Annotated in this window: 23 protein-coding genes; 12 read left to right on the top strand and 11 right to left on the bottom strand. The window is 69.5% G+C overall.

Translation table 11 applies throughout. From position 1 onward, the window contains the following. Window positions 1–222: 222 nt before the first annotated feature. From ACQPWU_RS43135 to ACQPWU_RS43120, 4 genes are all read left to right on the top strand, one after another. Complete coding sequence (locus tag ACQPWU_RS43135) at window positions 223–1,752, top strand: MFS transporter (RefSeq protein WP_433431436.1); 1,530 nt, start codon at window positions 223–225, stop codon at window positions 1,750–1,752. A 35-nt stretch (window positions 1,753–1,787) separates the two neighbouring features. After that, window positions 1,788–2,450 (top strand): DoxX family protein, encoded by a 663-nt coding sequence (locus ACQPWU_RS43130; RefSeq protein ID WP_433431435.1) that lies wholly within the window; start codon window positions 1,788–1,790, stop codon window positions 2,448–2,450. An 84-nt stretch (window positions 2,451–2,534) separates the two neighbouring features. Then, on the top strand, window positions 2,535–3,557 hold the full coding sequence (locus ACQPWU_RS43125) for a LacI family DNA-binding transcriptional regulator (RefSeq protein WP_433431434.1): 1,023 nt from the start codon (window positions 2,535–2,537) through the stop codon (window positions 3,555–3,557). A 131-nt stretch (window positions 3,558–3,688) separates the two neighbouring features. Next, window positions 3,689–5,530 (top strand): ricin-type beta-trefoil lectin domain protein, encoded by a 1,842-nt coding sequence (locus ACQPWU_RS43120; RefSeq protein ID WP_433431433.1) that lies wholly within the window; start codon window positions 3,689–3,691, stop codon window positions 5,528–5,530. Between the two features lie 4 nt (window positions 5,531–5,534). Here the strand turns inward: ACQPWU_RS43120 and sthA are convergent, their stop codons facing one another. Then, on the bottom strand, window positions 5,535–6,950 hold the full coding sequence (gene sthA / locus ACQPWU_RS43115; RefSeq protein WP_433431432.1) for a Si-specific NAD(P)(+) transhydrogenase: 1,416 nt from the start codon (window positions 6,948–6,950) through the stop codon (window positions 5,535–5,537). A 60-nt stretch (window positions 6,951–7,010) separates the two neighbouring features. Here sthA and ACQPWU_RS43110 point away from each other — a divergent pair, with 60 nt between their 5' ends. Continuing rightward, entirely contained in the window at window positions 7,011–7,841 is an 831-nt protein-coding gene (locus ACQPWU_RS43110; protein WP_433431431.1) for a PhzF family phenazine biosynthesis protein, read from the top strand. Here the strand turns inward: ACQPWU_RS43110 and ACQPWU_RS43105 are convergent. The 5 genes from ACQPWU_RS43105 to ACQPWU_RS43085 form a co-directional block, all read right to left on the bottom strand. Further along, window positions 7,819–8,661 (bottom strand): biotin-dependent carboxyltransferase family protein, encoded by an 843-nt coding sequence (locus ACQPWU_RS43105; RefSeq protein ID WP_433431430.1) that lies wholly within the window; start codon window positions 8,659–8,661, stop codon window positions 7,819–7,821. The two genes, ACQPWU_RS43110 and ACQPWU_RS43105, sit on opposite strands and share 23 nt — an antisense overlap. Beyond that, entirely contained in the window at window positions 8,658–9,374 is a 717-nt protein-coding gene (locus ACQPWU_RS43100) for a 5-oxoprolinase subunit B family protein (protein ID WP_433431429.1), read from the bottom strand. The genes ACQPWU_RS43105 and ACQPWU_RS43100 overlap by 4 nt, the downstream gene beginning before the upstream one ends. Continuing rightward, window positions 9,371–10,126, bottom strand: coding sequence for a LamB/YcsF family protein (locus ACQPWU_RS43095; RefSeq protein WP_433431428.1), 756 nt, complete (start codon window positions 10,124–10,126; stop codon window positions 9,371–9,373). The genes ACQPWU_RS43100 and ACQPWU_RS43095 overlap by 4 nt, the downstream gene beginning before the upstream one ends. 100 nt (window positions 10,127–10,226) lie before the next feature. Beyond that, on the bottom strand, window positions 10,227–11,717 hold the full coding sequence (locus ACQPWU_RS43090) for a hypothetical protein (protein ID WP_433445429.1): 1,491 nt from the start codon (window positions 11,715–11,717) through the stop codon (window positions 10,227–10,229). 175 nt (window positions 11,718–11,892) lie between these two features. Next, a complete protein-coding gene (locus ACQPWU_RS43085) occupies window positions 11,893–12,117 on the bottom strand; it encodes a hypothetical protein (protein WP_185078019.1) in 225 nt (74 codons plus the stop codon). A 154-nt stretch (window positions 12,118–12,271) separates the two neighbouring features. Between ACQPWU_RS43085 and ACQPWU_RS43080 the strand changes: the two genes are divergently transcribed. The 3 genes from ACQPWU_RS43080 (at window position 12,272) to ACQPWU_RS43070 (ending at window position 17,071) form a co-directional block, all read left to right on the top strand. Further along, window positions 12,272–12,835 (top strand): HhH-GPD-type base excision DNA repair protein, encoded by a 564-nt coding sequence (locus ACQPWU_RS43080; protein WP_360709880.1) that lies wholly within the window; start codon window positions 12,272–12,274, stop codon window positions 12,833–12,835. Window positions 12,836–13,081: 246 nt separating this feature from the next. Continuing rightward, window positions 13,082–15,175: a SpoIIE family protein phosphatase gene (locus tag ACQPWU_RS43075; protein ID WP_433431427.1), complete on the top strand. Its 2,094-nt coding sequence runs from the start codon at window positions 13,082–13,084 to the stop codon at window positions 15,173–15,175. Window positions 15,176–15,415: 240 nt separating this feature from the next. Beyond that, window positions 15,416–17,071 (top strand): RNA polymerase sigma factor, encoded by a 1,656-nt coding sequence (locus ACQPWU_RS43070; protein WP_360697218.1) that lies wholly within the window; start codon window positions 15,416–15,418, stop codon window positions 17,069–17,071. A 526-nt stretch (window positions 17,072–17,597) separates the two neighbouring features. Here the strand turns inward: ACQPWU_RS43070 and ACQPWU_RS43065 are convergent. Then, window positions 17,598–18,344 carry a YaaA family protein gene (locus tag ACQPWU_RS43065; protein ID WP_433431426.1) on the bottom strand — a complete coding sequence of 249 codons (747 nt, stop codon included), beginning with the start codon at window positions 18,342–18,344 and terminating at the stop codon, window positions 17,598–17,600. Window positions 18,345–18,819: 475 nt separating this feature from the next. After that, entirely contained in the window at window positions 18,820–19,155 is a 336-nt protein-coding gene (locus tag ACQPWU_RS43060) for a rhodanese-like domain-containing protein (RefSeq protein WP_433431425.1), read from the bottom strand. A 340-nt stretch (window positions 19,156–19,495) separates the two neighbouring features. Between ACQPWU_RS43060 and ACQPWU_RS43055 the strand changes: the two genes are divergently transcribed. Beyond that, the gene (locus ACQPWU_RS43055; protein ID WP_433431424.1) at window positions 19,496–20,254 is read left to right on the top strand and encodes a GNAT family N-acetyltransferase; all 759 of its coding nucleotides are present in this window, start codon (window positions 19,496–19,498) and stop codon (window positions 20,252–20,254) included. Window positions 20,255–20,578: 324 nt separating this feature from the next. On the opposite strand, the gene ACQPWU_RS43050 is transcribed toward ACQPWU_RS43055, so the two are convergent. Then, window positions 20,579–20,809, bottom strand: coding sequence for a DUF7455 domain-containing protein (locus tag ACQPWU_RS43050; RefSeq protein ID WP_360697233.1), 231 nt, complete (start codon window positions 20,807–20,809; stop codon window positions 20,579–20,581). A gap of 247 nt (window positions 20,810–21,056) precedes the next feature. Between ACQPWU_RS43050 and ACQPWU_RS43045 the strand changes: the two genes are divergently transcribed. Beyond that, window positions 21,057–23,123, top strand: coding sequence for a DNA gyrase/topoisomerase IV subunit B (locus tag ACQPWU_RS43045; RefSeq protein ID WP_433431423.1), 2,067 nt, complete (start codon window positions 21,057–21,059; stop codon window positions 23,121–23,123). A gap of 473 nt (window positions 23,124–23,596) precedes the next feature. Here the strand turns inward: ACQPWU_RS43045 and ACQPWU_RS43040 are convergent, their stop codons facing one another. Further along, a complete protein-coding gene (locus ACQPWU_RS43040; RefSeq protein ID WP_433431422.1) occupies window positions 23,597–24,091 on the bottom strand; it encodes a beta-class carbonic anhydrase in 495 nt (164 codons plus the stop codon). A 139-nt stretch (window positions 24,092–24,230) separates the two neighbouring features. Here ACQPWU_RS43040 and ACQPWU_RS43035 point away from each other — a divergent pair, with 139 nt between their 5' ends. Continuing rightward, complete coding sequence (locus ACQPWU_RS43035; RefSeq protein ID WP_433431421.1) at window positions 24,231–24,560, top strand: hypothetical protein; 330 nt, start codon at window positions 24,231–24,233, stop codon at window positions 24,558–24,560. Window positions 24,561–24,609: 49 nt separating this feature from the next. Here the strand turns inward: ACQPWU_RS43035 and ACQPWU_RS43030 are convergent, their stop codons facing one another. Then, a complete protein-coding gene (locus ACQPWU_RS43030; RefSeq protein ID WP_360697245.1) occupies window positions 24,610–25,173 on the bottom strand; it encodes a thioredoxin family protein in 564 nt (187 codons plus the stop codon). Between the two features lie 55 nt (window positions 25,174–25,228). Here ACQPWU_RS43030 and ACQPWU_RS43025 point away from each other — a divergent pair, with 55 nt between their 5' ends. Continuing rightward, on the top strand, window positions 25,229–25,600 hold the full coding sequence (locus ACQPWU_RS43025; RefSeq protein ID WP_433431420.1) for a VOC family protein: 372 nt from the start codon (window positions 25,229–25,231) through the stop codon (window positions 25,598–25,600). The last annotated feature ends 56 nt before the right edge of the window (window positions 25,601–25,656 follow it).

Below are 25,656 nucleotides of genomic sequence, written 5' to 3'. Positions count from 1 at the left end.
CCGACATATGGCTGTATCTCTCTAGAGAGGTTCCCGGGCAGGGGTGGATCGTCCGATACCGCTATGACCAGTGCCTGACATGCCCTAAGCTGCGACGCAAGCCGGAGCGGTGGGAGTCGAGGCTGAAGAGCTCGGGAGGAGCGAGTGACGAGCCGGGCTTCCCGCGCCACCGACCAAGAGCACGTGCGGGCCCTGTCAACGGATCGGCCTGCAAGGAGGCCCATGACCGTCACACAGGCCGCACCCCTCGTACGGACTGCCGATCAGGACCACCGGGACCGCCGCTGGTCCATTCTCGTTCTGCTGTGCGTGAGTCTGCTGCTGATCACCGTCGACGCCACGGTGCTGCACATCGCGGTGCCCGCGCTCACGGCCGCGCTCGAGCCCTCCGCGGTGCAGCTGCTGTGGATCATCGACATCTATTCCCTGGTGGTCGCGCCGCTGCTGATCGTGTTCGGCACGCTCGGCGACCGGTACGGGCGAAAACGGCTGGTCCTGTGCGGCTACGTGCTGTTCGGCCTGGCCTCGGCCGCGTCCGCGCTCGCCCCGACGCCGACGACGCTGATCACGGCCAGGGCGCTGCTCGGTATCGGCGGCGCGATGATCATGCCGGCCACGCTCTCGCTGATCCGCCAGGTGTTCACCGACAGGCGCGAACGCGCCATCGCGCTGGGCGTCTGGAGCGCGGTCGCGGCGGCCGGGGCGGCGGTCGGCCCGCTCATCGGCGGCGTGCTCGTCGGCATCTGGTGGGGCGCCGTCTTCCTGATCAACGTGCCGATCCTGCTGGCGCTGCTGCCCGCCGCCGTACGCCTGCTCCCGGACTCACCCGTCCGCAAGGATCGCCCGTGGGATGCCACGAGCGCGGTGCTGTCGGTGTTCGGCATCCTGGCGCTGGCGTTCGGACTGAAGGAGGCGGGCGCGGGCACCCTGATGCCGCTGTGGGCGTCGGTGCTGGTGTTCCTGACCGGGCTCGCCCTGCTGGGCCTGTTCATCCGCCGGCAGGCGCGGTTGCGCGCGCCGCTGCTGGAGGTCGGGCTGTTCAGGCGGCGCGAGTTCGCGACCGGCGTGGTCGGCGTGCTGCTCGGCGTGTTCTCGCTGGTGGGCCTGCAGCTCATGCTCGCCCAGTACCTTCAGCTCGTGCTCGGCGACAGTCCGTTGCGCGCGGCGGTCCGGATGTTGCCGCTGGTGATCTCGGCCATCTCCGGCGGGCTCGCCGCCGCCCACATCCTGCCGAGGATCGGCATGCGGGCCACGATGAGCGGCGGGCTCGGGCTCGTCGCCCTCTCCTTGACCCCCACCCTGAGCTGGGGGGTCGAGGGCCATCCCGTGATGCTGGCGCTCTGCTTCGTGGGCATCGGGTTCGGGGTGCAGGTGGCGCTGCTCGCGGCCTCCGACACGATCATGTCGTCGGCGGCGGAGTCCCAGGCGGGCGGGGCCGCGGCCATCGAGGAGACCGCGTACGAGCTGGGCGCCGGGCTGGGCGTGGCCGTGCTCGGCACCATCACCACCATCGTGTACGCCCCCGGCCTGCCCTCCGTGCCCGGGGTGTCCGCGAGCGGCATGTACCAGGCCAGGCAGTCGCTCGCGGGGGCCGCGCACGTCGCCCACGAGGTCGGCGGCAGCGCGGGCGGCGCCCTCATGGACGCCGCGCGGTGGGCCTTCGTGAACGCTCTGCACACGACCGTGGTCGTCAGCGTCGTCCTGCTCAGCCTGACCGCCGTCGCGGTGGCCATGCTGCTCAGCCGTGATTGAGGTGTGCCATGTCCCGATTAGGGCAGACAACTACCGTGAAACAGGCCCTCCGTGATCTTGCTGCTTTAGTCGCCCGCGTCGGCGTGGGCGGCATCTTCTTCGCCAACGGCTGGACCAAGCTGGAAGACGGGCTCAAGGCCACCGGAGCGAAGTTTCTCCAGCAGGGTGCCCCCGCACCCGGCGCCTGGGCCACGATCACCATGCTCACCGAGCTCATCGGCGGCGCGCTCCTGATCGCCGGCCTGGCCGTCTCCGCCACCGGGCTGATCCTGTTCGCCGAGGCGCTGGCGGTCTTCCTGGTGGCCCCGCCGCTCAATCCGATCAGCATGAACGAGCTCATCCTGCTCGGCGCCGCCTCCCTCCTGCTCGCCGTGGTGGGCGCGGGACGGGTGTCGGTGGACCACATGGTGGTGATCCGGCGGAGGGAGTCGGAGGCGGCGAACGAGTTCGCGGCCGACACGGAGGCGGACCGCGTCATCGCCTCACTCCGAGATCCGGACACGCCCGACGAACCGCCCGTCCCGAAGCCGGAGGAATCCGCCGCGTCGGCCACAGAAGACACGGCCCCACACCCGCGGCCGCGCGCCAAGGGCGGGGACGCCACACGGGCGGAGAGTTCTGCTCCCGTGCCGGGCGACACGCTCGTGGCGGGCCGCAAGAAGCCCCCACCCCGCACCCGCCGCCCCGCCGCCGACTGACCTCGGCTCGCAGCGCGCGCTTCCGCCCTGGCGCGCCCCCACGCGGTGGCTATCCTGGCGGCAGGGCGGAGGCAGGGGGCGTGGATGGCGACCGGGGCCGGTAGGGCGCGCGCGACGGTGCGTGACATCGCGGCCGAGACAGGTCTGTCCATCGCCACCGTCTCCCGCGTACTGAACGGCCAGGCCAACGTCGCCCCGCACACCCGCGAGCTCGTGCTGCGCGCCGTAGGCCGGCTCGGCGACCAGGCGCCCAGGCCGCGCACGATCCAGGAGCCGTCGCCCGGCGCCGTCTACGTGCGCTGCCCGTACGTGCTGACGGACTATTTCGGGCTCATCGTCTCCTCGGTGGGGGAGACCATCGAGCTGCACGGCAGGCAGATGATCCTCGGCGCGGGCGAGGCCGCCCAGGACGCCCCGGTGCTCGCCGGTCTCCCCGGCAGGCAGGGCATCGCGGGCGCGATCCTGATCCTGCCCCCGGAGCCGGGCGACGAGCTGGTACGCCTGCGTGACCGCGGATTCCCGTTCGTGGTGATCGACCCCAGGACGCCCCCGCCCAAGGACATCGCCGCGGTGTCGGCCGCTCACTTCGCGGGCGGTCGCAAGCTGATGGCGCATGTGGTCGGGCTCGGCCACCGCAGGGTCGGGATCATCGGCGGGCCCGTGGCGTGGCTGCCGAGTGAGGCCAGGCTGGCGGGCTACACGGCCTCGCTGGCCGACGCCGGGGTGCTGCTCGCGCCCGAATTGGTACGGAACGTGCCTGAGCCCAGCACCGAGCACGGCTACCTCGCGGCGTGCGAGCTGCTCGACCTGCCGGATCGGCCGACGGCGCTGGTGGCGTTCAACGACAAGATGGCCGTCGGGGCGCTGTGGGCGGCGGCGGAGCGCGGGCTGAGCGTTCCCGGCGACCTCTCGGTGGCGGGCTTCGACGACATCGACGTGAGCAGGGCCACCTCGCCCGCCCTCACCACCGTGCGCCAGCCCTTGCAGGAGATGGGCAGGATGGCGGTCACCCTGCTGATGCGGCTGCTCAGCCGCCACGCGGTGGAGGCGTTGCACGTCTCGCTCGAAACCGAGCTGATCGTCCGGGGCTCCACCGGGCCTGCCTGATTGTTTCATTTGTTTCATTCGCAAAGCAGGCCTTGACGCTGCGGCTTGCCCATGTTGACGTAAAAGAAAGTTTCTTTCTTGTTTCATTTGTTACATGGGCGTCACCCCCCGCCCGGAAGGGAAACCACGCCGTGTCCCGCATTCTCACCCTGGCCTGCGCGATCCTGTTAGCGCTGGCCGTGCCCGTACCGGCGCACGCCGCCAACGAGCCGGTGAACGTCTGGCTCACCACCACATCCGACTCCGGAGGCCGGGTCGTCACCCGCGGCCTGCAGCAGCAGACCCCGATCGCCTTCGGCCCGGCGGGCGGTACCGCCAACCAGACGATCAGCGTCAACGAGGGCGCCACGTACCAGCAGTTCGAGGGCGGCGGCGCGTCGATCACCGACACGACCGCGTACCTGCTGCGCGGCGGCCCCGTCACCGCGGCCACGCGCGACGCGGTGATGCGCAAGCTGTTCTCGCCCACGGACGGGATCGGCCTGTCGTTCGTCCGCAACCCGATCGGAGCGTCCGACCTGTCGCGCCCCGGCATGGTCTCGCTCGACGACACCTGCTGCGACCTCAACGACTTCGGAGCCAACGGCTACGACACCAACGTCCGCCTGCTGACCGTCCAGGCCAGGCAGCTCAACCCGGCGCTGCGGATCATGGCCGTGCCGTGGAGCGCCCCAGGCTGGATGAAGGACAACGGCCGGATGGACCAGATGGGCTGGCTGAAGTGGGAGTACTACAGCATGTACGCCCAGTACTTCGTCAAGTACCTCCAGAGCTACCAGGCCGCCGGGGTCCCGGTTGATTACCTCTCGGTCCAGAACGAGCCCAACTGCTGCCAGGCGTCCAACCCGACCGCGATGAACTACCCCGGCATGAGCTGGAACGCCTCCGGCCTGATCGAGCTGACCAAGAACTTCGTCTACCCGGCCTTCCGCGCCGCCGGGATCAACACGAAGGTCCTCGTACACGACTGGAACTACGGCGACTACGGCCAGATCGGCGGCCCCATCCTGGCCGACTCGGCGCTGCGCGGCGACCCGCTGTTCGGCGGCATCGCCTGGCACGGCTACTTCGGCGACCCGGCGGTCGGCACGCAGGTGCACGGCCAGTACCCGTCGGTGCCCCAGTTCAGCACCGAGCACTCCGGCGGTACCTGGATCACCAACCAGCACAACGAGGACATGGCCGACATCGTCAATTACACCCGCAACTGGAGCCGCAGCGTGGTCAAGTGGAGTCTTGGGGTCAACCAGGGCATGGGCCCGCACAACGGCGGTTGCGGCACCTGCACCGGCCTGATCACGGTCCAGGAGGGCGGCTCGCGCGCCGGCCAGGTGGACTACACGATCGAGTACTACACGACCGGCCACCTCACCAAGTTCGTCAAGCCCGGGGCGTACCGGATCGACTCGACCGCCAACGGCACCGTGCAGAACGTCGCCTGGCGCAACCCCGACGGCTCCAAGGCCCTGATCGCCCACAACGGTGGCACCTCGGCCCAGTCGGTCAGGGTCAACTGGGGCAACCAGTCGTTCGTGTACACGCTGCCCGCCCGTACCACCGCGACCTTCACCTGGTCGGGCACGCCCGGCAGCAGCCCGGGCGGCACCGTCACGGGCCTGGCGGGCAAGTGCGTGGACGTGGCCGGCGGCAGCGCCGCCGACGGCGCCGCCGTGCAGCTCTACACCTGCAACGGCAGCGCTGCCCAGCAGTGGACCCGCCCGGGCGACGGCACGCTGCGCGCGCTCGGCAAGTGCCTGGACGTGGTCGACCGCGGCACCGCCGACGGCAGCAAGCTCCAGCTCTGGAGCTGTACGGGCGGCGCCAACCAGCAGTGGACCTACACCGCGGGCAGGGACCTGGTGAACCCCACTGCGAACAAGTGCCTCGACGTCACGGGCAACTCCAGCGCGGACGGCACCCGCCTGCAGATCTGGACCTGCACGGGCGCCGCCAACCAGAAGTGGACCCTGTAGGTGATCACATGCCGGCGGTGAGCCGGGCGACCACCCGCATCTTGTTCATCGCGTCCAGCGCGGCCACCTTGTACGACTCGGCCAGCGTCGGATAGTTGAACACGGCGTTGACCAGGTAGTCGACCGTCCCGCCGCACCCCATGACCGTCTGCCCGATGTGCACGAGCTCCGTCGCCCCCGTCCCGAACACGTGGACGCCCAGCAACCGCCGGTCCTCGGGGGAGACGAGCAGCTTGAGCATCCCGTACGAGTCGCCGATGATCTGGCCCCTGGCCAGCTCCCGGTACCGCGAGATGCCCACCTCGAACGGCACCTTGTCCCGGGTCAGCTCGTCCTCCGACTTCCCGACGAAGCTGATCTCGGGAATGGTGTAGATCCCGATGGGCGGCAGCTCGTGCATGTCGACGACCGGTTCCCCGCACGCGTGCTGCGCGGCCAGCCTGCCCTGCTCCATGGAGGTGGCCGCCAGCGCGGGGAAGCCGATCACGTCGCCCACGGCGTAGATGTGCGGCACCTCGGTGGCGTAGTTGGCGTCCACCGAGATCCGCCCGCGGTCGTCGGCGGCCAGGCCGGCGGCCTCCAGGCACAGCTCGGCGGTCTTGCCCTGCCGCCCGGCCGAGTACATGACGCAGTCGGCGGGGATCTTCTTGCCGCTCTCCAGCAGGGTCAGCGCCCCGCCCGGGCGGCGCTCGACCGCGGCCACGTTCTCTCCGAAGCGGAACGTCACGGCCAGGTCGCGCAGGTGGTACTTCAGCGCCTCCACGATCTCCAGGTCGCAGAACTCCAGCATGCGCTCACGCCGCTCCACCACCGTCACCTTGGTGCCGAGCGCGGCGAACATGGAGGCGTACTCGATGCCGATGACCCCGGCCCCCACCACGACGAGTGTCTCGGGGATCCGGTCGAGATGCAGGATCGCGTCGGAGTCGATGATCGTCTTGTCGTCGAACTCGACGCTGCCGGGACGGGCGGGCGACGTGCCGGTGGCGATCACGATCTTCTCGGCGGAGATCTTCGTCTCCTCTGTCGTGCCTTCCTCGTGGGTGATCCCGATCGTGTGCGGGTCCAGGAAGCGGCCGGTGCCCTGTAACACGGTCACGTGGTTGCGGGCGAGCTGGCTGCGGATCACCTGGATCTCCCGGCCGATCACGTGCTGCGTGCGCATCCCGAGGTCGGTGACCGTGATCTCGTCCTTGACGCGGTAGCTGGCGCCGTACAGCTCCCGCTGGTTGAGCCCTGTGAGGTAGAGGACGGCCTCGCGCAGGGTCTTCGACGGGATCGTCCCCGTGTTGATGCACACGCCGCCGAGCATGTGCCGTTTCTCGATCACCGCGACACGCTTGCCGAGTTTCGCCGCCGCGATCGCGGCCTTCTGCCCGCCAGGCCCGGAACCCAGGACCACAACATCAAAGTCCGCCACACCGTCCAGTCTGGGGGCGCTGTGTCCACGGGGAAAGACCCTGTCTGCGAGACTCCTGTTATGTTGCGCCCATTTACCGAGGTGGACGTCTTCACGGCCACCCCGTACCACGGAAACGCGCTCGCGGTCGTGCTCGACGGCGAGGGCTTGACAGCCGAGGAGATGCAGCGGTTCGCCGCGTGGACGAACCTGGCCGAGACCACCTTCCTCCTTCCCCCGAGCTCGCCCGAGGCCGACTACCGGGTGCGGATCTTCACCGCGAGCGAGGAACTGCCGTTCGCGGGGCACCCGACCTTGGGCACCTGCCATGCCTGGCTGGAGGCCGGGGGAGTGCCGCGGCAGGAGGGCGAGATCGTCCAGGAGTGCGGGGCCGGGCTCGTCCGGGTGGGCCGGACCGGCGACGGGCTGGCGTTCCAGGCGCCGCCCCTGGTGAAGTCCGGGCCCGTGGAGGAGCCGCTCGTCGAGAAGATCGCCGAGGCCTTCGGCATCGAGCGCGCCGGCATCGTGGACGCGGAGTGGGCGGACAACGGCCCAGGCTGGGTGGCGGTGCTGCTGGCGGACGCCGGCTCGGTGCTCGCGCTGCGCCCCGGCCTCGTCCCGTGCTTCGTGGGCGTGGCGGGCGCCTACCCCGAGGGGTCGCCGTACGACTTCGAGGTGCGGGCGTTCACGCACGCGCACGGCTCCACCATCGAGGATCCCGTGACGGGCAGCTTCAACGCCTCCCTGGCGCAGTGGCTGCTGCGTACGGGCCGCGCCAAGGCCCCGTACGTGGCGAGCCAGGGCACGCTGCTCGGCCGTTCGGGACGCGTGCACATCTCCACCGATGAGAAGGGGAGCGTGTGGGTGGGCGGCTCCGTCGTGACCTGCGTCACCGGCCGGGTCGACCTGTGAACCGCACCACGTCGCCCGGCCTGAGCTGGGCGGCGACCGGCAGGTCGGCCTCGCGCACGACGCCGATCACCGGATAGCCGCCGGTCGGCGGGTGGTCGGCGAGGAAGACGATCGGCTGCCCGCTCGGCGGCACCTGTATCGCCCCGGTGACCATGCCCTCGCTCGGCAGCTCGCCCTTCCTGGCCCTGACCAGCTCGGCGCCGCTCAGGCGTACCCCGACGCGGTTGCTGTCCTGGCTCACGGTGTACGGCCGCGCGCACAGCACGTCCAGCGCGTCCGGGGCGAACCAGTCGTCACGCGGCCCGGGCGTCACCCGCAGCACGGCGGGCCGGGGCTCGGGCGGCGGCGCCAGATCGACGCGGATCTCGCCTTCCGGCGGGCCGACGGGCAGCAGCGTGCCCGCCCGCAGCGGCTCGGGCCCGAGCCCGGACAGCGAGTCGGTGGAGCGGCTGCCCAGCACCGGCTCGACCGCGATCCCGCCGCGGACGGCCAGATAGGTACGCAACCCCCAGGCGGGCATGCCCAGCCGCAGCTCCGCTCCTGACGGCACCCAGAACGGCGCCCCCATCCCCGCCGCGGAGTCCACGGACGCGCCCGTCAGCGCCACCCACGCGCCGTCATGGAACAGCAGCCGCGCCATGCCCAGCGTCAGCTCGATCCCCGCCAGCCCCTCCGTGTTGCCCACGAGCCTGTTGGCCAGCCGCAGACTCGTCGCGTCGGCTGCTCCCGAGCGGGGCACCCCCAGATGGGCGAAACCGGGCCGCCCCAGGTCCTGGACGGTCGCGTACGGGCCCGGCGCCAGCACCTCGATCATGCTCATGGCCTTCCTTCGGAAGGCGGGTTCGGTCGCCCTTGATGCCGCCGTCTTCCCCCGCTCTGGTCGCTTCGCTCCCGCCGCTCCTCCAGACGGCGGCGCTCCCTCACCGGTATGAACCGCACGCGCATGCCCGGCCTGAACAGCGAGGGCGGGTCGGCCGCCACGTCCCACACCCGCACGGACGTGCGCCCGAGCAGCCGCCACCCGCCCGGCGAGGCGGTCGGATAGACGGCGGAGTACGGCCCCGCCACCGCCACCGACCCGGCCGGCACCGACGTGCGCGGCGTGTCCAGCCTGGGCATCTCCAGCACCGGATCGAGCCCGGTCAGATAGGCGAACCCCGGCGCGAACCCCAGCCACCCCACCACCAGCTCACGCCCCGAATGCCGGGAGATCACCTCGTCCACCGTGATCCCCGCCAGCGCCGCGACGGAATCGAGGTCCGCGCCGTCATAGACGACGGGAATCGTCACGACCGCCCCCTCGGCCGCCTTCGCGCCGTCCTTGCCGCGCTCCCGGGCGACGACCTCGGCCAGACGCGCCCGCAACCGCCCCTGATCCGCCCCGGGAGCCACCACGAGCACGGTCTCGGGCCCGGGCACGATCTCGGCCACCCCCGCGGGCCGATCCGCCCGCAGCGCCGCGTCAAGCCGGTGCGACAGCTCCAGCGAGCCGGTCTCCACGAGCAGCCCGTGCTCGCCGGCCGTACGGATCACGCGAACGCCTGCAGGACCACTCCGGCCGCCAGCAACGCGTCCCGCACGCCCTGCGCCAGCCGGACGGCGTCAGGTGTGTCTCCGTGAACGCAGATGGAACGGGCGGAAATCGGTACGGAGCTTCCGTCAACGGCCGTCACAGAGCCTTCCACGGCCATCTGGCGGGCACGGGCGGCCACCGCGGCGGGGTCGTGGATGACCGCGCCCGGCTCCCTGCGCGACACCAGCATGCCCTTGGGGGTGTACGCCCGGTCGGCGAACGCCTCGTTCACCGTCGGAACGCCCTCGGCCGCCGCCACCGCGTGCACCGCCGAGCCGGGCAGCGTGAGCACCGGCAGCGAGGGGTCATAGTCCGTCACCGCGTCGATCAGCGCCGCCGCCTGCACCTCGTCGCGGCAGATCCGGTTGTAGAGCGCGCCGTGCGGCTTGACGTAGGAGACCCGGCCGCCCATCGCCTTGGCGATGCCGTCGACCGCCGCGATCTGGTAGAGCACCTCGGCGCACAGCTCCTCCGGCTCGACGTCCATCTCCCTGCGCCCGAAGTGCGCAAGGTCGCGATAGGACACCTGCGCCCCGATCGTCACCCCGCGGTCGACGGCCGCCGCGCACGTGCGCCTGATCGTCACGGGGTCGCCCGCGTGGAAGCCGCAGGCCACATTGGCGCTCGTGACGATGTCGAGCAGCGCGAGGTCGTCGCCGAGCCGCCAGATCCCGAAGCCCTCGCCCAGGTCCGCGTTGAGGTCGATCACCATGGCAGTAGAGGCTATCCCGGCGCCTGTCCCGGCGTGGCGAACAATGGCTGAGTCGCCGTGCCCACCTGGCCTGTCTTGCTGTACGAGGCTGATCGCGTACCTAGATTTCGTCGGGAATGTCGGCGATGTCGTCGAGCGCGGCCGCCAGCTCGTCCGGGTCGTCGCCGATCCGCTCGGCGATCTCGATCAGCACGTGGAGCACGTCGTGACGGTCGTGGCCGAGGTCCAGCAGGCGCTGCGCGGCCTCCCAGAGCTGCGGCGGGTCGCCCTCCCACAGCCGGGTGGCGATCTCCTCGTGCCAGGCCAGGTGCTCCTGGTCGATCGTGCCGCCGTGGTCGATCTCGAGCAACGTGCGCCGGTCGGCCTCGTCGGCCGGGTTGAGCTTGTCGAGCTCGATCCCGTTGTGCGTGCCCTGCAGGAACGGGAACGCGAAGGCCCGCCTGGCCAGCGCCGACAGGTCGCCGTCCGGCAGCAGCCGCTCCAGCAGCGGCCGGTCGAGCCCGAACGACGTCGGGTCGCGGTAGGCCTCGGGGAACTTGCCGATCGCCTCCCACACCGCGTCCAGCGTGGCCTTGAGCCCCTGCTCGGGCAGGCCCGTGCGGGCGGCGGCGAAGCGCACCCACGCCGACAACGCATGCGGCATCGCCTCCTGCTCGGCCACGCTCAGCATCACCTTGCGCGGCAGCCAGTCGAGCAGGAACGTTTCACACTTGGTCGGGCTGACCCGCAGCGGCCGGTTGAAGTCCTGGTCGCAGCCGTAGTCGATGATGTGGTCGGCGCAGCGCGAGGCCGCCGAGGGGTCGGACAGGTGCTCGGCCGCGTCGGACGCCAGGAACTCCGCCGCCAGCATGGCCCGCCGCTCCCTGCTGTACGGGGCCTCGGTGTGCAGCGGCGCCGGCCTCTTGCGCCCCGGCGGCAGCGCCTTGAGCCTGGCCCGGGCGAAGGCGTGGTAGGCGCTGTAGCTGTCGCTGACGGGCGGCGGCGTCTTCGGCTCCCGCGTGGCCTTCATGGCCGACTCCAGCAGCGCCCTGGCCTGGTCGGGCTCGATCTCCTCGAACAGCAGCAGCGGATTGCCCGCCGCCTCGGCCCTGGCCTGCTCCAGCAGCTTGTCGACCTGCGAGGACACCCAGGCGTCGCGGGCCATGCCGCTCATGTTGTAGTCGACGACCATGACCAGCGCGTGGCGGTCCGCGGGGAGCGAGTTCTCGTTCCAGCGGTAGGCGAAGGTGCAGATCACCGTGTCCTGGTCGCCGTACGCGTCGCGGGAGACGTAGCACCCGGCCGGCTTCACCGCGCCCACCCGGTCGGCCCAGCCCGGCCTGGCCACCCCCGACTCCATCATCGCCAGCGCCGCGCCCTCGGCCTTGGCGCCCTGGCGGGCCGTGCCGAGGTAGGCCAGGCAGATCAGCAACGTCAGCGAGGCCGGCGTGCCGGCCTTGGCGGCGTAGTCGACCAGCCCCTCCCCGAGCACCTGCTCCACGTCACCGCCCCTGACCCGCCTGCCCCACCAGGCACCGATCATGTCGGAGACCATCAGTTCCGCGTCCAGTGGGGTGCGCACGGCCAGCAGCTCACGAGCCGCCTGCACCATCTCCTTGAACACGTCGTCTGGCGGGGTGCTCTCCCGGGGATCTCGTCGGTGTCGGCGCACACCCTCACTCTCTCGTATTCCAGGCGCAAACGGTGCTTAGAACTCGGCCTGGTGACCCCGATGTTATCGGGGACTTCCGGATGGGACTTAACTGGACTTCCGGGCCTTCTTTGTCTTACCGGGAACTTCTGGGCGGAGGCGCTGAGTTGACGATCGCGAGCAGGTGCTCGCGAGCGATGCGCTCCACGATCTCCGGCGTCGCCGAGACGCCGAGATGCTGCGCACACGCGCACACGTCGGCCACACAGCGGTCGATCGTGTCCACGGGCACGGTCAGGAACTCTTCGGCCAGCCTGAGACTGACCGGCTCCCGCAGGAACCGTGTGGCCAGAGCGAGCATAGGTGTGAGATTCCTCTGGAGACCTAGGGGCAAACCCCCAGGAATGTCTGCAGGGCGACTTGCGCTCTCATTTCACCTTTTCTCGGGCGCGTGTCAAGGCTCCGCGATGGTTGTGTTCACTTCACCCGGTGGCCATTCATGCGAAGCTGTCTCCATGCGCATCCAGCTCGCCCAGCGGAGTGAGGCAGACGAGCTCCTCGGCCGCAGTCCTCTCGCCCTGCTCGTCGGCATGCTTCTCGACCAGCAGATCCCTATGGAGTGGGCGTTCACGGGGCCGTATACGATTTCCCAGCGGCTGGGGCACGACCTCACCGCCGGGGAGATCGCCTCGTACGATCCGGAGGCGTTCGCCGCGCTGCTGGCGGAGAAGCCGGCCGTGCACCGCTACCCCAAGTCCATGGCGGCCAGGATCCAGCAGCTCGCGGCCTATCTCGTCGAGCACTACGACGGTCAGCCGGAGAAGATGTGGGCCGGCGCGGCTGACGGCAAAGAGTTGTTGAAACGACTGATGGCCCTTCCGGGATACGGCAAGCAGAAGGCCCAGATTTTTCTGGCATTGCTGGGGAAGCAGCTGGGGGTCCAACCGTCAGGCTGGCGTGAGGCGGCCGGACTCTATGGCGAGGAGGGGTCACACCGGTCGGTCGCCGACGTGCTCGACGCCGACAGCCTGGCCCGCGTGCGGGCCGCCAAGCAGGAGGCGAAGCGCGCGGCCAAGTAGTTGGGGCCGGGACTCGGCTCCCGGCAATCTGGCGCTGTAACCTGATCTTGCTGCGCAACGTGGAGCGACTTTGACAGGATGCGTAGACCCTAAAGGCGACCGGGCCGCGACGGGGGCTTCCGTCCACACCTACCCATCGCCGATGATGTACTGCAGAATCCGGTCGCCCGGAGCTGCGCTACGCCGATACACAGTTATGGAGATGTGCCGCGTGGGAGACCCTGGCACGCGACGGAGGTGCCGACCATGAGCGCCGAGACCTCCGTTCCCCGTCCCCGGGAGTCGGATGTGGACATCTCAGACTCCGCCCTCTTCCAGGGCATGCTGTCGGAGGCCGAGTTCGCCTTCGCGTTCTTCGACGGCGATGGCCGCATCCAGCGGGTCAACGACGTGTTCAGCGATGTCGTCAACGTGCCCGCCGAGCGGATGGCCGGCAGGCAGCCCGCCGAGGTGCTCGCCGCCGACCTCAGCCAGATCATCACCCACGCCGTGCAGGCCGTCATCGAGAGCGACGCGCCGGTCACCGAGAGCCGCGTACGCGTGCGGTCGGCGGAGGGCGACACCAGGCACTGGTCGCTGTCGTTCTCGCCGGTCCACAACGAGGCGGGCGAGCTGCGCGCGATCACCCTGATCGGGCAGGACGTCACCGAGAGCCGCCAGACCGAGGAGGCGCTGCGCCGCAGCGAGGAGCGCTACCGCTCGCTGGTCGAGGCCCAGTCGCAGCTGGTCTGGATCACCTCGCCCACCGGCGCCGTCGTCGAGGACGCGCCCCAGTGGCGCGCCATAACCGGCCAGGGCCTGGAGGAATACCTCGCCAGCGGCTGGCTGGAGGTCGTCCACCCCGAGGAGCGCCAGCAGACCGAGGAGGCCTGGAAGGAGGCTCTGCGCGGGCGCACCATGTTCGAGTGGAACTACCGCGTGCGCACGCGCGCCAGCGGTTATCGCCACTTCGAGGTGCGGGCCGTGCCGATCATCAGGCACGGCAGGGTCGTCGAATGGGTCGGCGCCAACACCGACGTCACGCCGCAGCGCGAGGCCGAGGAGATGCGCGGCAGGCTGACCGACCAGCTCGGCGCCGCCGCCCTGCGCACGGCCCGGCTCCAGGGCGCCACCGCCCAGCTGGCCGAAGCCCTGACGGTCGAGCAGGTCGTGCAGGTCATCATCGACGTCGGCCGCACCGCGCTGGCCGCCGACCGCTCGGCCGTGGCGCTGCTCGACCCCGATCGCGCGGCGCTCAAGCTGATCAACGGCGAGGGCATCCTGGAGGCCTCCGGGGTCACCGGCGACGAGATCCCGCTGTCCCACTCCAACGTGATGACCATGGCGGTCAACAGCCGCAGGCCGGTCTTCGCCGAGTCGCCCGAGTCGCTGAAGGCTCAGCTGCTCGAGGCGGGCGACGACGAGGAGGTCCTGGCAAACTTCCTCACCCACGGCGATGAGCGGGCCTGGGTCGGCCTACCGCTGCTGGCGGCAGGCAGGGCACTGGGAGCGCTCCGGTTCTCCTTCACGAGGCCACAGAAGATCTCCCAGGAGGACGGCGTCTTCCTGGAGGCACTGGCCGGCCAGTGCGCGCTGGCGGTCGAGCGGGCCACGTTGTTCGAGCGCGAGCACCGCACCGCCGAGACGCTCCAGCGCAGCCTGCTGCCCGACCGCCTGCCCGTGGTCAAGGGCCTGGTGCTGGCTCAGCGCTTCCGCTCGGGCAGCCGCCACGTCCAGGTCGGCGGCGACTGGTACGACGCGTTCGTGCTGCAGGACGGGCGTGTCGCGGCGGTCGTCGGAGACGTCATGGGCAAGGGCGTCAAGGCCGCGGCGGGCATGGGCCGCATCCGCAACGCCATGCGGGCGCTGGCGCTGACCAACCCGCCGCCCGCGGCCGTGCTCACCGGCCTCGATCGGGTCTTCGAGGCCACAGAGGAAGAAGAGCAGGTCACGACTCTGGCGTACATGGTCGTCGAGCCGGGCACCGGCGAGGGCACGCTGGCCCTGGCCGGACACCCGCCACCCGTCCTGGTTTCGCCTCAGGGCACGGCGATCCTGAGCGACGGGGAGCCCGGCACTCCGCTAGGCTGGCCGACCAGCCGAAGGCAGTTCCGGTTCGTGGTGCCGCCCGGCCATACCGCTGTGCTCTACTCCGACGGCCTCGTGGAGAACAGGAAGCGCGGATTGGACGCGGGTTTGGCAGAGCTTTGCAGTGTTGTGACCGAAGCGCCGCCTGAGGTCGTGAGTAGTCCGCATATGTTGCTGGACTTCCTGGTTGACCGGATGCTGTCTGGATATGAACAGGATGATGACGTTACCGCGCTAGCAATTCACGTCCCGCCAGTCACGAAGAGTGACTGAATGAAACAGTCATAACGGTTGCTTTCGGGTATCAGTGCCCCGCTTCCGTACGCACTACTGTCTCGGTCGGCCTAGGGTGGAGGACAACCGCCGGGAGGTGGCCGTATGAAGCGCGAGGTCGTGCCACAATGCTGTGCAGGTCCGTCGCGGTCCGCACGGCCTCCGATCTCCGAGAGAGGCAACAGCCCCCCAGCGGGCATCTGGGTCCATTGTCGCCACGCGTTCGTTCGAGAGGTGTTCGTGTCGCCTGCAAGTTCGACTCGCTCGAAGCCACAAGAGCTGAACGAGCCCGTCATTCAGCGACTGCTCGAGCGTGGGCGCTCGCAGGGTTTCCTCGAGTCTGAGGATGTTCGTCAGGCCTTCGAGGAGGCGGACATCCCCATGTCGCACGCCGCCGCGTTCTTGCGGAACCTCAGCAAAGAGGGCGTGACCGTGGTGGTGACCGCCGCGGATTCGGCTGCGCCGAAGAAGTCTCGTGGTCCAGCAAAGCGCCGCACTGCCGCCCCCGTCAAGACCAAGACGGCGGCGGCCGCCAAAGAGCAGCAGCCCGAGACCGTGACCGCGGTCGTGGGCACCGCTGAAGCCGAGCCGGCCGCCAAGAAGGCGGCCCCTGCCAAGAAGGCCGCTCCGGCGGCGAAGAAGGCCGCGGCTCCCGCCGCCGCCAAGAAGGCCGAGCCTAAGAGCGCTGGGCCTGCCGAGACCAAGCCGAAGGCACCCGAGTCCAAGGCCGACTCGGACGACGACGAGGACATCGAGCTCGACGGCGACGTCGAGCTGGAGGACCTCGAGGATCTCGACGTCGAGGACGAAGAGATCGTCGCCGAGGGCGACTCCGACGAGGGTGACTCCGACTCCGACGACGACTCCGAAGAGGAGCCCAAGCCCGCCGACGTCGCCGCGGTCGAAAAGAGCGAGGACGAGGTCCTCATCCTCTCCGACGACGACGATGACGCCCCGGTCGCGCAGGTCGCCGCCGCCGGCGCCACGGCCGACCCGGTCAAGGACTACCTCAAGCAGATCGGCAAGGTTCCCCTGCTCAACGCCGAGCAGGAGGTCGAGCTCGCCAAGCGCATCGAGGCGGGCCTGTTCGCCGAGGAGCAGCTCGGCGGCGGGGAGACCGAAGGGCTGCCGGTCGACGTCAAGGCCGAGCTGGAGTGGATCGCCGAAGACGGCCGCCGGGCGAAGAACCACCTGCTGGAGGCCAACCTCCGGCTCGTGGTCTCGCTGGCCAAGCGCTACACCGGGCGCGGGATGCTGTTCCTCGACCTGATCCAGGAAGGCAACCTGGGCCTGATCAGGGCCGTCGAGAAGTTCGACTACACCAAGGGCTACAAGTTCTCCACCTACGCCACGTGGTGGATCCGGCAGGCGATCACGCGTGCCATGGCCGACCAGGCGCGGACCATCCGCATCCCGGTCCACATGGTCGAAGTGATCAACAAGCTGGCCCGCGTCCAGCGGCAGATGCTGCAGGACCTCGGCCGCGAGCCGACGCCGGAAGAGCTGGCCCGCGAGCTGGACATGACGCCCGAGAAGGTCGTCGAGGTCCAGAAGTACGGCCGCGAGCCCATCTCCCTTCACACCCCGCTGGGTGAGGAGGGTGACAGCGAGTTCGGCGACCTCATCGAGGACTCCGAGGCCATCGTCCCCGCCGACGCCGTCAGCTTCACGCTGCTCCAGGAGCAGCTGCACTCCGTTCTCGACACGTTGTCGGAGCGGGAGGCGGGCGTCGTCTCGATGCGCTTCGGGCTCACCGATGGGCAGCCCAAGACGCTGGACGAGATCGGCAAGGTTTACGGGGTGACGCGCGAGCGCATCCGGCAGATCGAGTCGAAGACCATGTCCAAGCTGCGCCACCCGTCGCGCTCCCAGGTCCTCCGGGACTACTTGGACTGACCTCTGTCCCACCCGCCGCCCCGCCCGGACCTTTCCGGCGCGGGGCGGCGGCCTTTTATCCCTCACATCGCGGCTTCACCACCCAGGGCGTGCCCCCGAGGCGCCTGCACCCGGCGCCCCGCGCCTGTCGACGTCGCGTTCTGGATGCGTTCGCGCTGGTTATGGCGCCCGACACCGCGCCGCTCCCGTGCCGCCGTTCATGTTCCGCGCCTGTCGACGTCGCGTTCTGGATGCGTTCGCGCTGGTTATGGCGCCCGACACCGCGGCACTCCCGCGCCGCCGTCATATGCCGCGCCGGCCCCGCGTCTCCTATGTTCGGAACGCGACGCGCGCTCGTCGTCCGTCGTGCCCCGTGGCCGGAACACGCCCGCTTCCAACGACCGCCCGCCTCCAAGGACCAGCCACCATCGAGCAGCGTGCGTCACCGAGAAGGGCACGTCACCGAGACACCTCCGCCGCAGAGGATCGTCCGCCACCAAGAAGCGCGCCACCAAGGACCGCGTGCCGCCGAGGGGCGTTAACGACACTAGGACGGTTCGGTGACGTGGACGTCAAGGGTCCAGGGCCGGTTGGCGCGGGTGGGTTCGGCCAGGTTGACGGTGTAGCCCAGGGCGTCGAGGGTCTTGGCGAGCTCGTCAGGCGTGCCGGGAGTCGTGTCGTGCCGCAGGAGGGCTCGGGCGATTTCGCCCCGGGTCGCCTTGGCCATGTGGCTGACAACCTTGCCGTCCCGGAACACCCGTACCGTAACCGAACGCTCGCCGGCCTGCCAGGCACCCGCGTACGTGGCCGAACGGAGGTCAACCACCAGCCCAGGGGCCCGATCCAGTGCCTTGGTGATCAGCGGACGCCAGAACATGGCCAGCCCACCGAGAGGCGGCAGGTTGACGCCCATGGAGAGGCGGTACGGCGGGATGTGATCCGTGATTCGCACCACACCCCACAGGCCAGAGAAGATCAGCACCGACTCCTCCGCCCGCCTCCTCGGCTCGTCCTCGAGGGTGCTCAGGCCGAGGTTGTCGTAGAGGACGCCGGTGTAGAGGTCGGCGGCGGGGAGGGTGGGGGCGGTCTTGAGTGCCGCGTTCTTGGCCAGCTCGCCCGCCAGCCCGGGCGTGAGGCCGAGCACGTCGAGGGCGTCGCGGCGCTTGGAAGCCCGGGTGAGCGCGTTCAGCACGCGTTTGCGGGCCTTGTCGAGGGCTGGGAAGGACAGCTCGCCGACAGGCGGCCCGCTGCCGTCAGAAGCTTTCCCTTCTGACGGCGGCAACAGGATCAGCACGCCCCCTACCTTATTGCTCCTGGTCGGACGGGTTCTCGCCGCCCATCCGACCCGACATGATCTTTTACGGTGACCCCAGGGGGCACCACCCGCCGACCATGGCTGGGCTCTGTCCAGGGTGACGCTCACCGGGTGGGCGTGGCTGATCGCCGCAACGGCGCCCCCTTGAGCCTCTTCTTCGCCAAATCGTCAGCCGTGGGATATTCCTCCCCAACGATTCCCGCGTCGCTCGTCCACCATTTCCGCCCTGTCTGGTCACCAACCTGTACCTGCGTCGCGTCAGCAAGGACTGCCACTTTCGAGATCTGCCTCTGCTCGGTGCCCGCGGCCCGGGTCTTCCCCCGGCAACTGGTGGAGGTGCACGCGTCCTCGGCGGCGGTCAGCCTGCACGCCACCGTCCCGGACGAGCACTGCACCGGCTGACAGTCCCCGGCAGCGACGCCGTCAGGCCCGATCGCCCGCATGTCCTTCACGGTCACACGACGGCCGCTCCCTGCAACGGGAGGTCCGCCGCCGCCCAGTCCTCGATGCCCTCGCGGTACTTGCGGACGTTGGTGTAGCCGAGGCGCTCCAGGAGCGTGGCGACGGCCTGGCTGTTGTTGCAGGCGGGGTTGCTGCAGTAGGTGACGATCGGAGCGTTCTTGTCGGGCAGCAGCTCCGCGGCACGGTCGGCGACCTCGGCCTCCACCAGCGGGATCGCGCCGGGAAGGTGCTGCTTGGCGTAGTAGTCGCCGCCAAGGGCGTCGACGACTGTGACGGCGCCGGCGTCGATGGCGGCCTTGAGCTCTTCCCGGGTGATGAGTGCGGTCATGGATGGACTCCTTCACAATAACTGGACTATGGTCCGGATTGTGAAGTTATCGGACCACAGTCCGGTTCGTCAAGGAGGCTGTTTGAGGGGCGGCATGTCAGAAGACGCGCCGAGCCCGCGCGAGGCCAGGTGAAGGGGCTGGCGGCCGCCACCAGGCTGTTCGCCCGTCCGGCCGTGTCGTTGGACATGATCACGGTGATGGGGGCCGGGCTCCTCCGAGGTGATCGAAGACACGGGGATTCCAGTGCTCCGGCGTCAGGCAGCGGTCGTCGATTGCAGGATTCTCGGCCGAGGAACACCTTCTGCCGGGGGCGAACTGGAGGTCGGTTAGGCTGCGCTGGTGAATTTCGACCTCCTCGTCCACGAGGCCTGGCCTGCCTACGAGCAGCACACTCACGACGGATGGGTGTTTCGTTATGCCGGTGGTGTGACCAAGCGGGCGAACTCCGTTCTCGCTCTCACCGAGCCCGCTGACCTGGCCGGTGCCATCGAGGCGGCGGAGGTGTTCTATGGGGAGCGCGGGCAACGTTGCGTCTTCTCGCTGGGCCCGAACGCCACGCCCGGGCTGGACGAGGAGTTGGAACGGAGAGGCTACGAGTTGGTCGACCCGACCGTCATCATGGCTGGTTCGCCCGCTGGTCTGCCTGCGCACAAGGTGAGGATCGAGGACCGGCCGTGGCGGGGCTGGCTGGAGACGTGGTGGGCCGTGGACGGCCGGTACGGCAGCGGTTTCGAGGACGCGGAGCGAATCTGCACGGGCGTGCCGGCGTGGTATGCGGCGTACGAGGAGGACGGGGTCGCGCTCGCCGTCGGCCGCGCCGTACCGCAGGTTGACGCGCCGGACGCGCCGCGGGGTGGCGCGATCGAGGTGCCGGAGAGTGCCGCGCCGCATGGTGACATGCTCGGGATTTACTGCATGGCCACCCTGCCCCAGGCCCGCCGCCGGGGGCTGGCTCGTGCCGTCCTGCGGGCGCTGGTACGGCATGTTGGCGCTGGGTCCGCGTATCTGGTCACCACCGCCCCAAACCTGGCCGCCCAGGCGCTGTATCGCGGCGAGGGCTTCGAGATCGCGGGCCGGTACCACTACCGGGTCCGCTGACACGCCGGGCCACCGCCCGACACGGGTCCGGCTCAACCCGGAGGCGTGTTCGCGCCCGTGATATCGGCTGGGTGGCACGCTGTGCCGTTCGCATGGCGCCTTGGCGGAGGTCGAGTCGATGCTTCTGGAGCGGTTGGTGGAGAGGGCGCCATGGAGCCGTTTGGTGCAGGGGGAGCCGGTGCGATTGGGCAGGCCTCGCGCCTGGATGTGGTCTGTGAGGTGAGGCGTGCAGACTGTCCAAACGCAGAACGGCGACCCCGGTCGGGCCGGGGTCGCCGTTCTACGTCATGCAATATGTGGTTATCTCAGCACGACCAGCGCTGCTTAGCGCTCGTCGTTAGGGGCAACTGCAGGGGTTTCGCTGAGCCGAGCCGACTCGTCCAGGATGTCGGCGCCCTTTTCGCGCAACGCTGCGATGTGCTGACGCCCGTGGTGGGCGCAGAACAGCAACTCCCCACCCACGGGCAGGGTCGCGCGAATGTAGGCCTGGGCGCCGCAGCGGTCGCAGCGGTCGAGGGCCGTCAGCGGCTTAACGGGGGCGAGAGCTCCAGTCACGTATCGCCTTTCGGGTCACCCCCGCCGAAGCGAGGATCTGGCGTCAGTCACTTGGAACAACATCTAACCGGACGTGGACGTTCCCAACCGCCCGCTCTCTACGCCCAGAGCGGAATGTGTCCCAAAGTAATGACGATCAGCCGGTTGGTAACAGCAAACGTGTCGGCGTGGCAAGCTTGTACGCGCGCGTGCGGGAAGAACGGTAGGCTACGCACACGTGTTCGATGCCTAGACCAGGGGAGCTGGAGTGACGCTAGTGGAGGCGGGTTACACGGCTCGTCACCTGTCGGTGCTTGAGGGCCTGGAAGCGGTCCGCAAGCGCCCGGGCATGTATATCGGGTCCACCGACAGCCGCGGGCTCATGCATTGTCTCTGGGAGATCGTGGACAACGGCGTCGACGAAGCGCTCGCAGGCCACTGCGACCGCATCGAGGTCGAGCTCTACGCGGACGGCTCCATCGAGGTGCGAGACAACGGCCGGGGCATTCCCGTCGACATCGAGCCCAAGTCCGGCCTGGCCGGGGTCGAGCTCGTTTACACGAAGCTGCACGCGGGCGGCAAGTTCGGCGGTGGCTCCTACGGCGCCTCCGGTGGCCTCCACGGCGTCGGCGCATCCGTGGTCAACGCCCTGTCCTCGCGGGTCGACGTCGAGGTCGACCGCGACGGCCGCGTACACGAGATCAGCTTCCGGCGCGGCGTCCCCGGCATCTTCGACGGCCCTGGGCCCAACGCGAAGTTCAAGAAGAAGTCCGGGCTCCGGATCGGCGACAAGCTCCCCAAGAACGTCGCCGGCACCCGCGTGCGCTTCTGGGCGGACAAGCAGATCTTCCTGCCCGACGCCGAGGTCTCGCTCGACGAGATCCACGTTCGGCTGCGGCAGACGGCGTTCCTGGTGCCCGGCCTGACCCTGGCGGTCTGTGACAGCAGGCACGAGGAGCGCGTCGAGGAGGAGTTCCGCTTCGACGGTGGCATCTCCGAGTTCACCGAGTTCCTTGCCCGCGACGAGCCTGTCTGCGACGTGCTGCGCCTGCAGGGCGAGGGCCACTTCCACGAGACCGTGCCTGTCCTCGACGACCAGGGCCACATGACGCCCACCGAGGTGCAGCGCGAGCTCACCGTCGACGTGGCGATCCGCTGGGGCAAGGGGTACGAGTCGACCGTTCGCTCGTTCGTCAACGTGATCTCCACCCCCAAGGGCGGCACTCACCTGACCGGGTTCGAGCGCGGCCTGGTCCGCACGATCAACGAGCTGCTGCGTGAGACGCGTCTGCTGAAGAACGGCGACGACCCCGTCACCAAGGACGACATCTCCGAGGGCCTGACCGGCGTGGTCACGGTCCGGGTGCCGGAGCCGCAGTTCGAGGGCCAGACCAAGGAGGTGCTCGGCACCTCGGCGGCCACCCGCATCGTCTCCCACGTGGTCTCCCGTGAGCTCAGGGAGCTGTTCACCAACCCGCCGCGCGGCTACAAGCAGCCGCTCCGCGCCGTGCTCGAGAAGGTCGTCGCCGCAGCCAAGGCCCGCATCGCGGCCCGCGAGCACCGCGACAACCAGCGGCGCAAGAGCGCCCTGGAAAACTCCGCGCTGCCGGCGAAGCTGGTCGACTGCCGCAACGATTCGGTGGACCGCAGCGAGCTGTTCATCGTCGAGGGTGACTCGGCGCTCGGCACGGCCAAGCTGGCCCGCGACTCGGAGTTCCAGGCGCTGCTCCCCATCCGGGGCAAGATCCTCAACGTGCAGAAGGCGTCCGTGAGCGACATGCTCAAGAACGCCGAGTGCGCCGCCATCATCCAGGTCGTGGGGGCCGGGTCCGGGCGCTCGTTCGACATCGAGGCCGCCCGCTACGGCAAGGTCATCCTCATGGCCGACGCCGACGTCGACGGCGCCCACATCCGCTGCCTGCTCCTGACCCTCTTCCACCGCTACATGCGGCCGATGGTGGAGGCGGGCCGCGTGTTCGCCGCCGTGCCGCCGCTGCACCGCATCGAGCTGACCAATCCCGGGCGGGGCAAGGAGAAGTACATCTACTGCTACTCCGACGCCGAGCTGCAGAAGGTGCTGCGCGACCTCGAGCGGCGCGGCAAGCGGTGGAAGGACCCGGTGCAGCGTTACAAGGGTCTGGGCGAGATGGACGCCGACCAGCTGGCCGAGACGACCATGGACCCGCGGCACCGCATCCTGCGCCGGGTCCGCATCGAGGACGTCGAGGAGGCCGAGGCCATCTTCAACCTGCTGATGGGCAGCGACGTGGCGCCTCGACGGGAGTTCATCGTCAAGAGCGCCGCCGAGGTGGACCGCGACCACATCGACGCCTAGCGGCGGCTGACCTGCGGTTGGCGGCCTTACGCCCCTTGCTCGCTGTCCGAGCGCTCGTGAAGGACCGCGATGGGGCGTTGGTGAGGGGCTGCCGTGGGACGGTGGATTCGAGCGCTCGTGAAGGGCCGCCATGGGATCGGGGATGGCGGCTTGAGGCGTTGGTGAAGGGCCGCCGTGGATCATGGATCGCGGGTTTCGGGCGTCGGCCGAGGGCCGCTATGGGGATTGCGGGCGCCTGCTGCAGGTACGAGAGGTACGTACGTGGCCCGCAGGGGCGCCTCTGAGGCGTCTGCAGGGCTGTGTGGGCCGATCCCCTGGGGTGGGCGGCCTCGCGCGTCGCTCGTGGGTCTCAGGCGCGGGAACTGACGCTCTACGGCTGTGGGGGTGAGGTGCGGGCCCGGCGCCCGGTCGTGGCGTAGGTCCTTCGTCCCGCACCGCCGCCACGCCCGGGCACCACTCACACTCGAAGGAACTCAGAACGGCGCAGGCGTCAGGCGGCCGGTGTGGACGTCGTAGATGGCGCCCGCCACCGGCGTCCCCTCGGGCAGGAACGGGGTGGTCCTGATGCGGGTGAGGTCGTGACGGAGCGCCTCATGCTGGTCGGGCACCGTGTGGAACTCCAGGCTCCGGGTGTCCACGCCGCGTTCCTGGGTCAGAGCGTGCACGTCCGAGTCCGTCACCTTGGTCATGCCGCAGTCCGTATGGGGCATGACGAGCACACGCTCCACCCCGAGCAGGTAGACGGCCAGGACCAGGGTACGCAGGACGTCGTCCGTCACCCGGGCGCCGGCGTTACGGAGGATCTTGGCATCGCCGGCCTTCAGACCGAGCAGGCCGAGCGGGTCGATGCGGGAGTCCATGCAGGTCACGACGGCCAGCCCGCGGGCGGCGCGGCCGGTTAGCTCGGAGTTTGCAAACGTAGTGGCAAATCTCGCGTTGGCGGCATACAGGTCGTCGAACGCACTCATGCCACAAATGATGCACTGTGCCCCAATGTTGGTGATGAACGGGGTCGCGACTGGCTGGAGTTGGCAAACATCCCACGAAAGCGCATCACTTTGCGTGATGATGTCGTAGCCCTTTGTACGTGATCGAAGAAGGTTTGTCGTGAGTAGGTCCGAATCGCTCGCCGCGTATCTCCGTGCCCAAGCATGGCGCCGCCTGGACCGCGTGGAGGTCAGGGACGGGGGCCGCAACGCCAAGGCGGCCCTGGCCCTCCTCGACACCTCCGCCTACGCCGCCAGCCTCCCGGACGACGATCCGTTGATCCTCATGCTGGACCAGGCGGGCTGCTTCGGACCGCTGGGCTGTGAGAGCTTCGACCCCGGGGAGGCGGGCAACCGGTTGATCCGCCACTGGCAGGGCGGCGAGCCGCACGAACTGCTGCTCGCCCTCCCATCCGCCATCAGCGCCGCCAGCCAGGAAGCCAGCCAGTAGCCGGGAAGCCGGTCAGCAAGGGACAGGGCTTGCGGCTGACGCCCACGGATCACGCGGGAGCGTTGCCCGGCTTCCACTTGATGCCGCAACCGATCGACGGGTGCTGCTCCTCGGGCAGCGGCTGGCCCTCGAGCAGGGCGTCGATGGCCGCACGCAGCGACTCGCCGGTCACCGGCACCGAGTTGCCCGGCCTCGCGCCGTCGAACTCGCCCCGGTAGGCGAGCTGGAGCTGCCCGTCATACAGGAAGAAGTCGGGCGTGCACGCCGCCCGATAGGCCTTGGCCACGTCCTGGGTGTCGTCCAGCAGGTACGGAAATGTGAATCCGGCTCGGGCAGCCTGCTCCGCGAGGTGTGTCGGATCGTCGTCTGGGTAGTTCACGCTGTCGTTGCTGCAGATCGCGACGATCGACAGCCTGGCGCCGTAGTCGGCGGCGAGGGCGCCCAGGCCCTTCTCGATGTGCCGCACGTACGGACAGTGGTTGGAGAGGAAGACCACGAGGGTGGCGGGCGAGCCTTTGAGGTCTTCGAGCGAGACGCTGCCGCCGTTGATGGCGGTCAGGTCAAAGGAGGGCGCCGGAGTGCCCAGTGGGACCATGAACGAGTTGGCAGCCATGGCATTCATTCTCGTCTGAGGACGTCCCGGCAAACGAACCGGAGAGGTGAATTGAGTGAGCGGCATCGCGGAGTTCCGCAGCATCGTGCTCGACTGCCCCGATCCGAAGGGGCTGGCCGAGTTCTATTCCCGATTGCTGGGGTGGCCCGTCACGTACGCGGATGACGAGTGGGTGGTGGTGAGCGACGGCGGGTCGCCCAAGCGGGTGGCGTTCCAGCTCGCGTCCGACTTCCGGCCGCCGACCTGGCCGGATCCGGAACGGCCTCAGCAGCTCCACCTCGACCTGACGGTCACCGACCTGGACCAGGCGGAGAAGCAGGCCATCGAGATCGGCGCCACCAAGCACGAGCACCAGCCGAGCGAGGACGACAGCTTCCGGGTGTTCCTGGATCCGGCCGGGCACACGTTCTGCCTCTGTAAGGACTAGGACTTCCCCAGGCGCGAGGGGACTGCCCGCGGGACGGCGGGCCGCGTCCTGGGGAG

Source organism: Nonomuraea sp. CA-141351 (assembly GCF_050944675.1).
In the GTDB taxonomy this organism is placed as follows: Bacteria; Actinomycetota; Actinomycetes; order Streptosporangiales; family Streptosporangiaceae; genus Nonomuraea.
The sequence above is the reverse complement of the archived record's forward strand: the minus strand, read 5'-3'. Positions and strand labels throughout refer to the sequence as shown.

Bases quoted from the DNA above. Each gene is read 5' to 3' on its own strand.
- ACQPWU_RS43135 (WP_433431436.1), top strand. From the start codon at position 223: ATGACCGTCACACAGGCCGCACCCCTCGTACGGACTGCCGATCAGGAC.
- ACQPWU_RS43125 (WP_433431434.1), top strand. From the start codon at position 2,535: ATGGCGACCGGGGCCGGTAGGGCGCGCGCGACGGTGCGTGACATCGCG.
- ACQPWU_RS43110 (WP_433431431.1), top strand. From the start codon at position 7,011: ATGTTGCGCCCATTTACCGAGGTGGACGTCTTCACGGCCACCCCGTAC.
- ACQPWU_RS43105 (WP_433431430.1), bottom strand. From the start codon at position 8,661: ATGAGCATGATCGAGGTGCTGGCGCCGGGCCCGTACGCGACCGTCCAG.
- ACQPWU_RS43095 (WP_433431428.1), bottom strand. From the start codon at position 10,126: ATGGTGATCGACCTCAACGCGGACCTGGGCGAGGGCTTCGGGATCTGG.
- ACQPWU_RS43090 (WP_433445429.1), bottom strand. From the start codon at position 11,717: ATGGTGCAGGCGGCTCGTGAGCTGCTGGCCGTGCGCACCCCACTGGAC.
- ACQPWU_RS43085 (WP_185078019.1), bottom strand. From the start codon at position 12,117: ATGCTCGCTCTGGCCACACGGTTCCTGCGGGAGCCGGTCAGTCTCAGG.
- ACQPWU_RS43080 (WP_360709880.1), top strand. From the start codon at position 12,272: ATGCGCATCCAGCTCGCCCAGCGGAGTGAGGCAGACGAGCTCCTCGGC.
- ACQPWU_RS43075 (WP_433431427.1), top strand. From the start codon at position 13,082: ATGAGCGCCGAGACCTCCGTTCCCCGTCCCCGGGAGTCGGATGTGGAC.
- ACQPWU_RS43060 (WP_433431425.1), bottom strand. From the start codon at position 19,155: ATGACCGCACTCATCACCCGGGAAGAGCTCAAGGCCGCCATCGACGCC.
- ACQPWU_RS43040 (WP_433431422.1), bottom strand. From the start codon at position 24,091: ATGAGTGCGTTCGACGACCTGTATGCCGCCAACGCGAGATTTGCCACT.
- ACQPWU_RS43030 (WP_360697245.1), bottom strand. From the start codon at position 25,173: ATGGCTGCCAACTCGTTCATGGTCCCACTGGGCACTCCGGCGCCCTCC.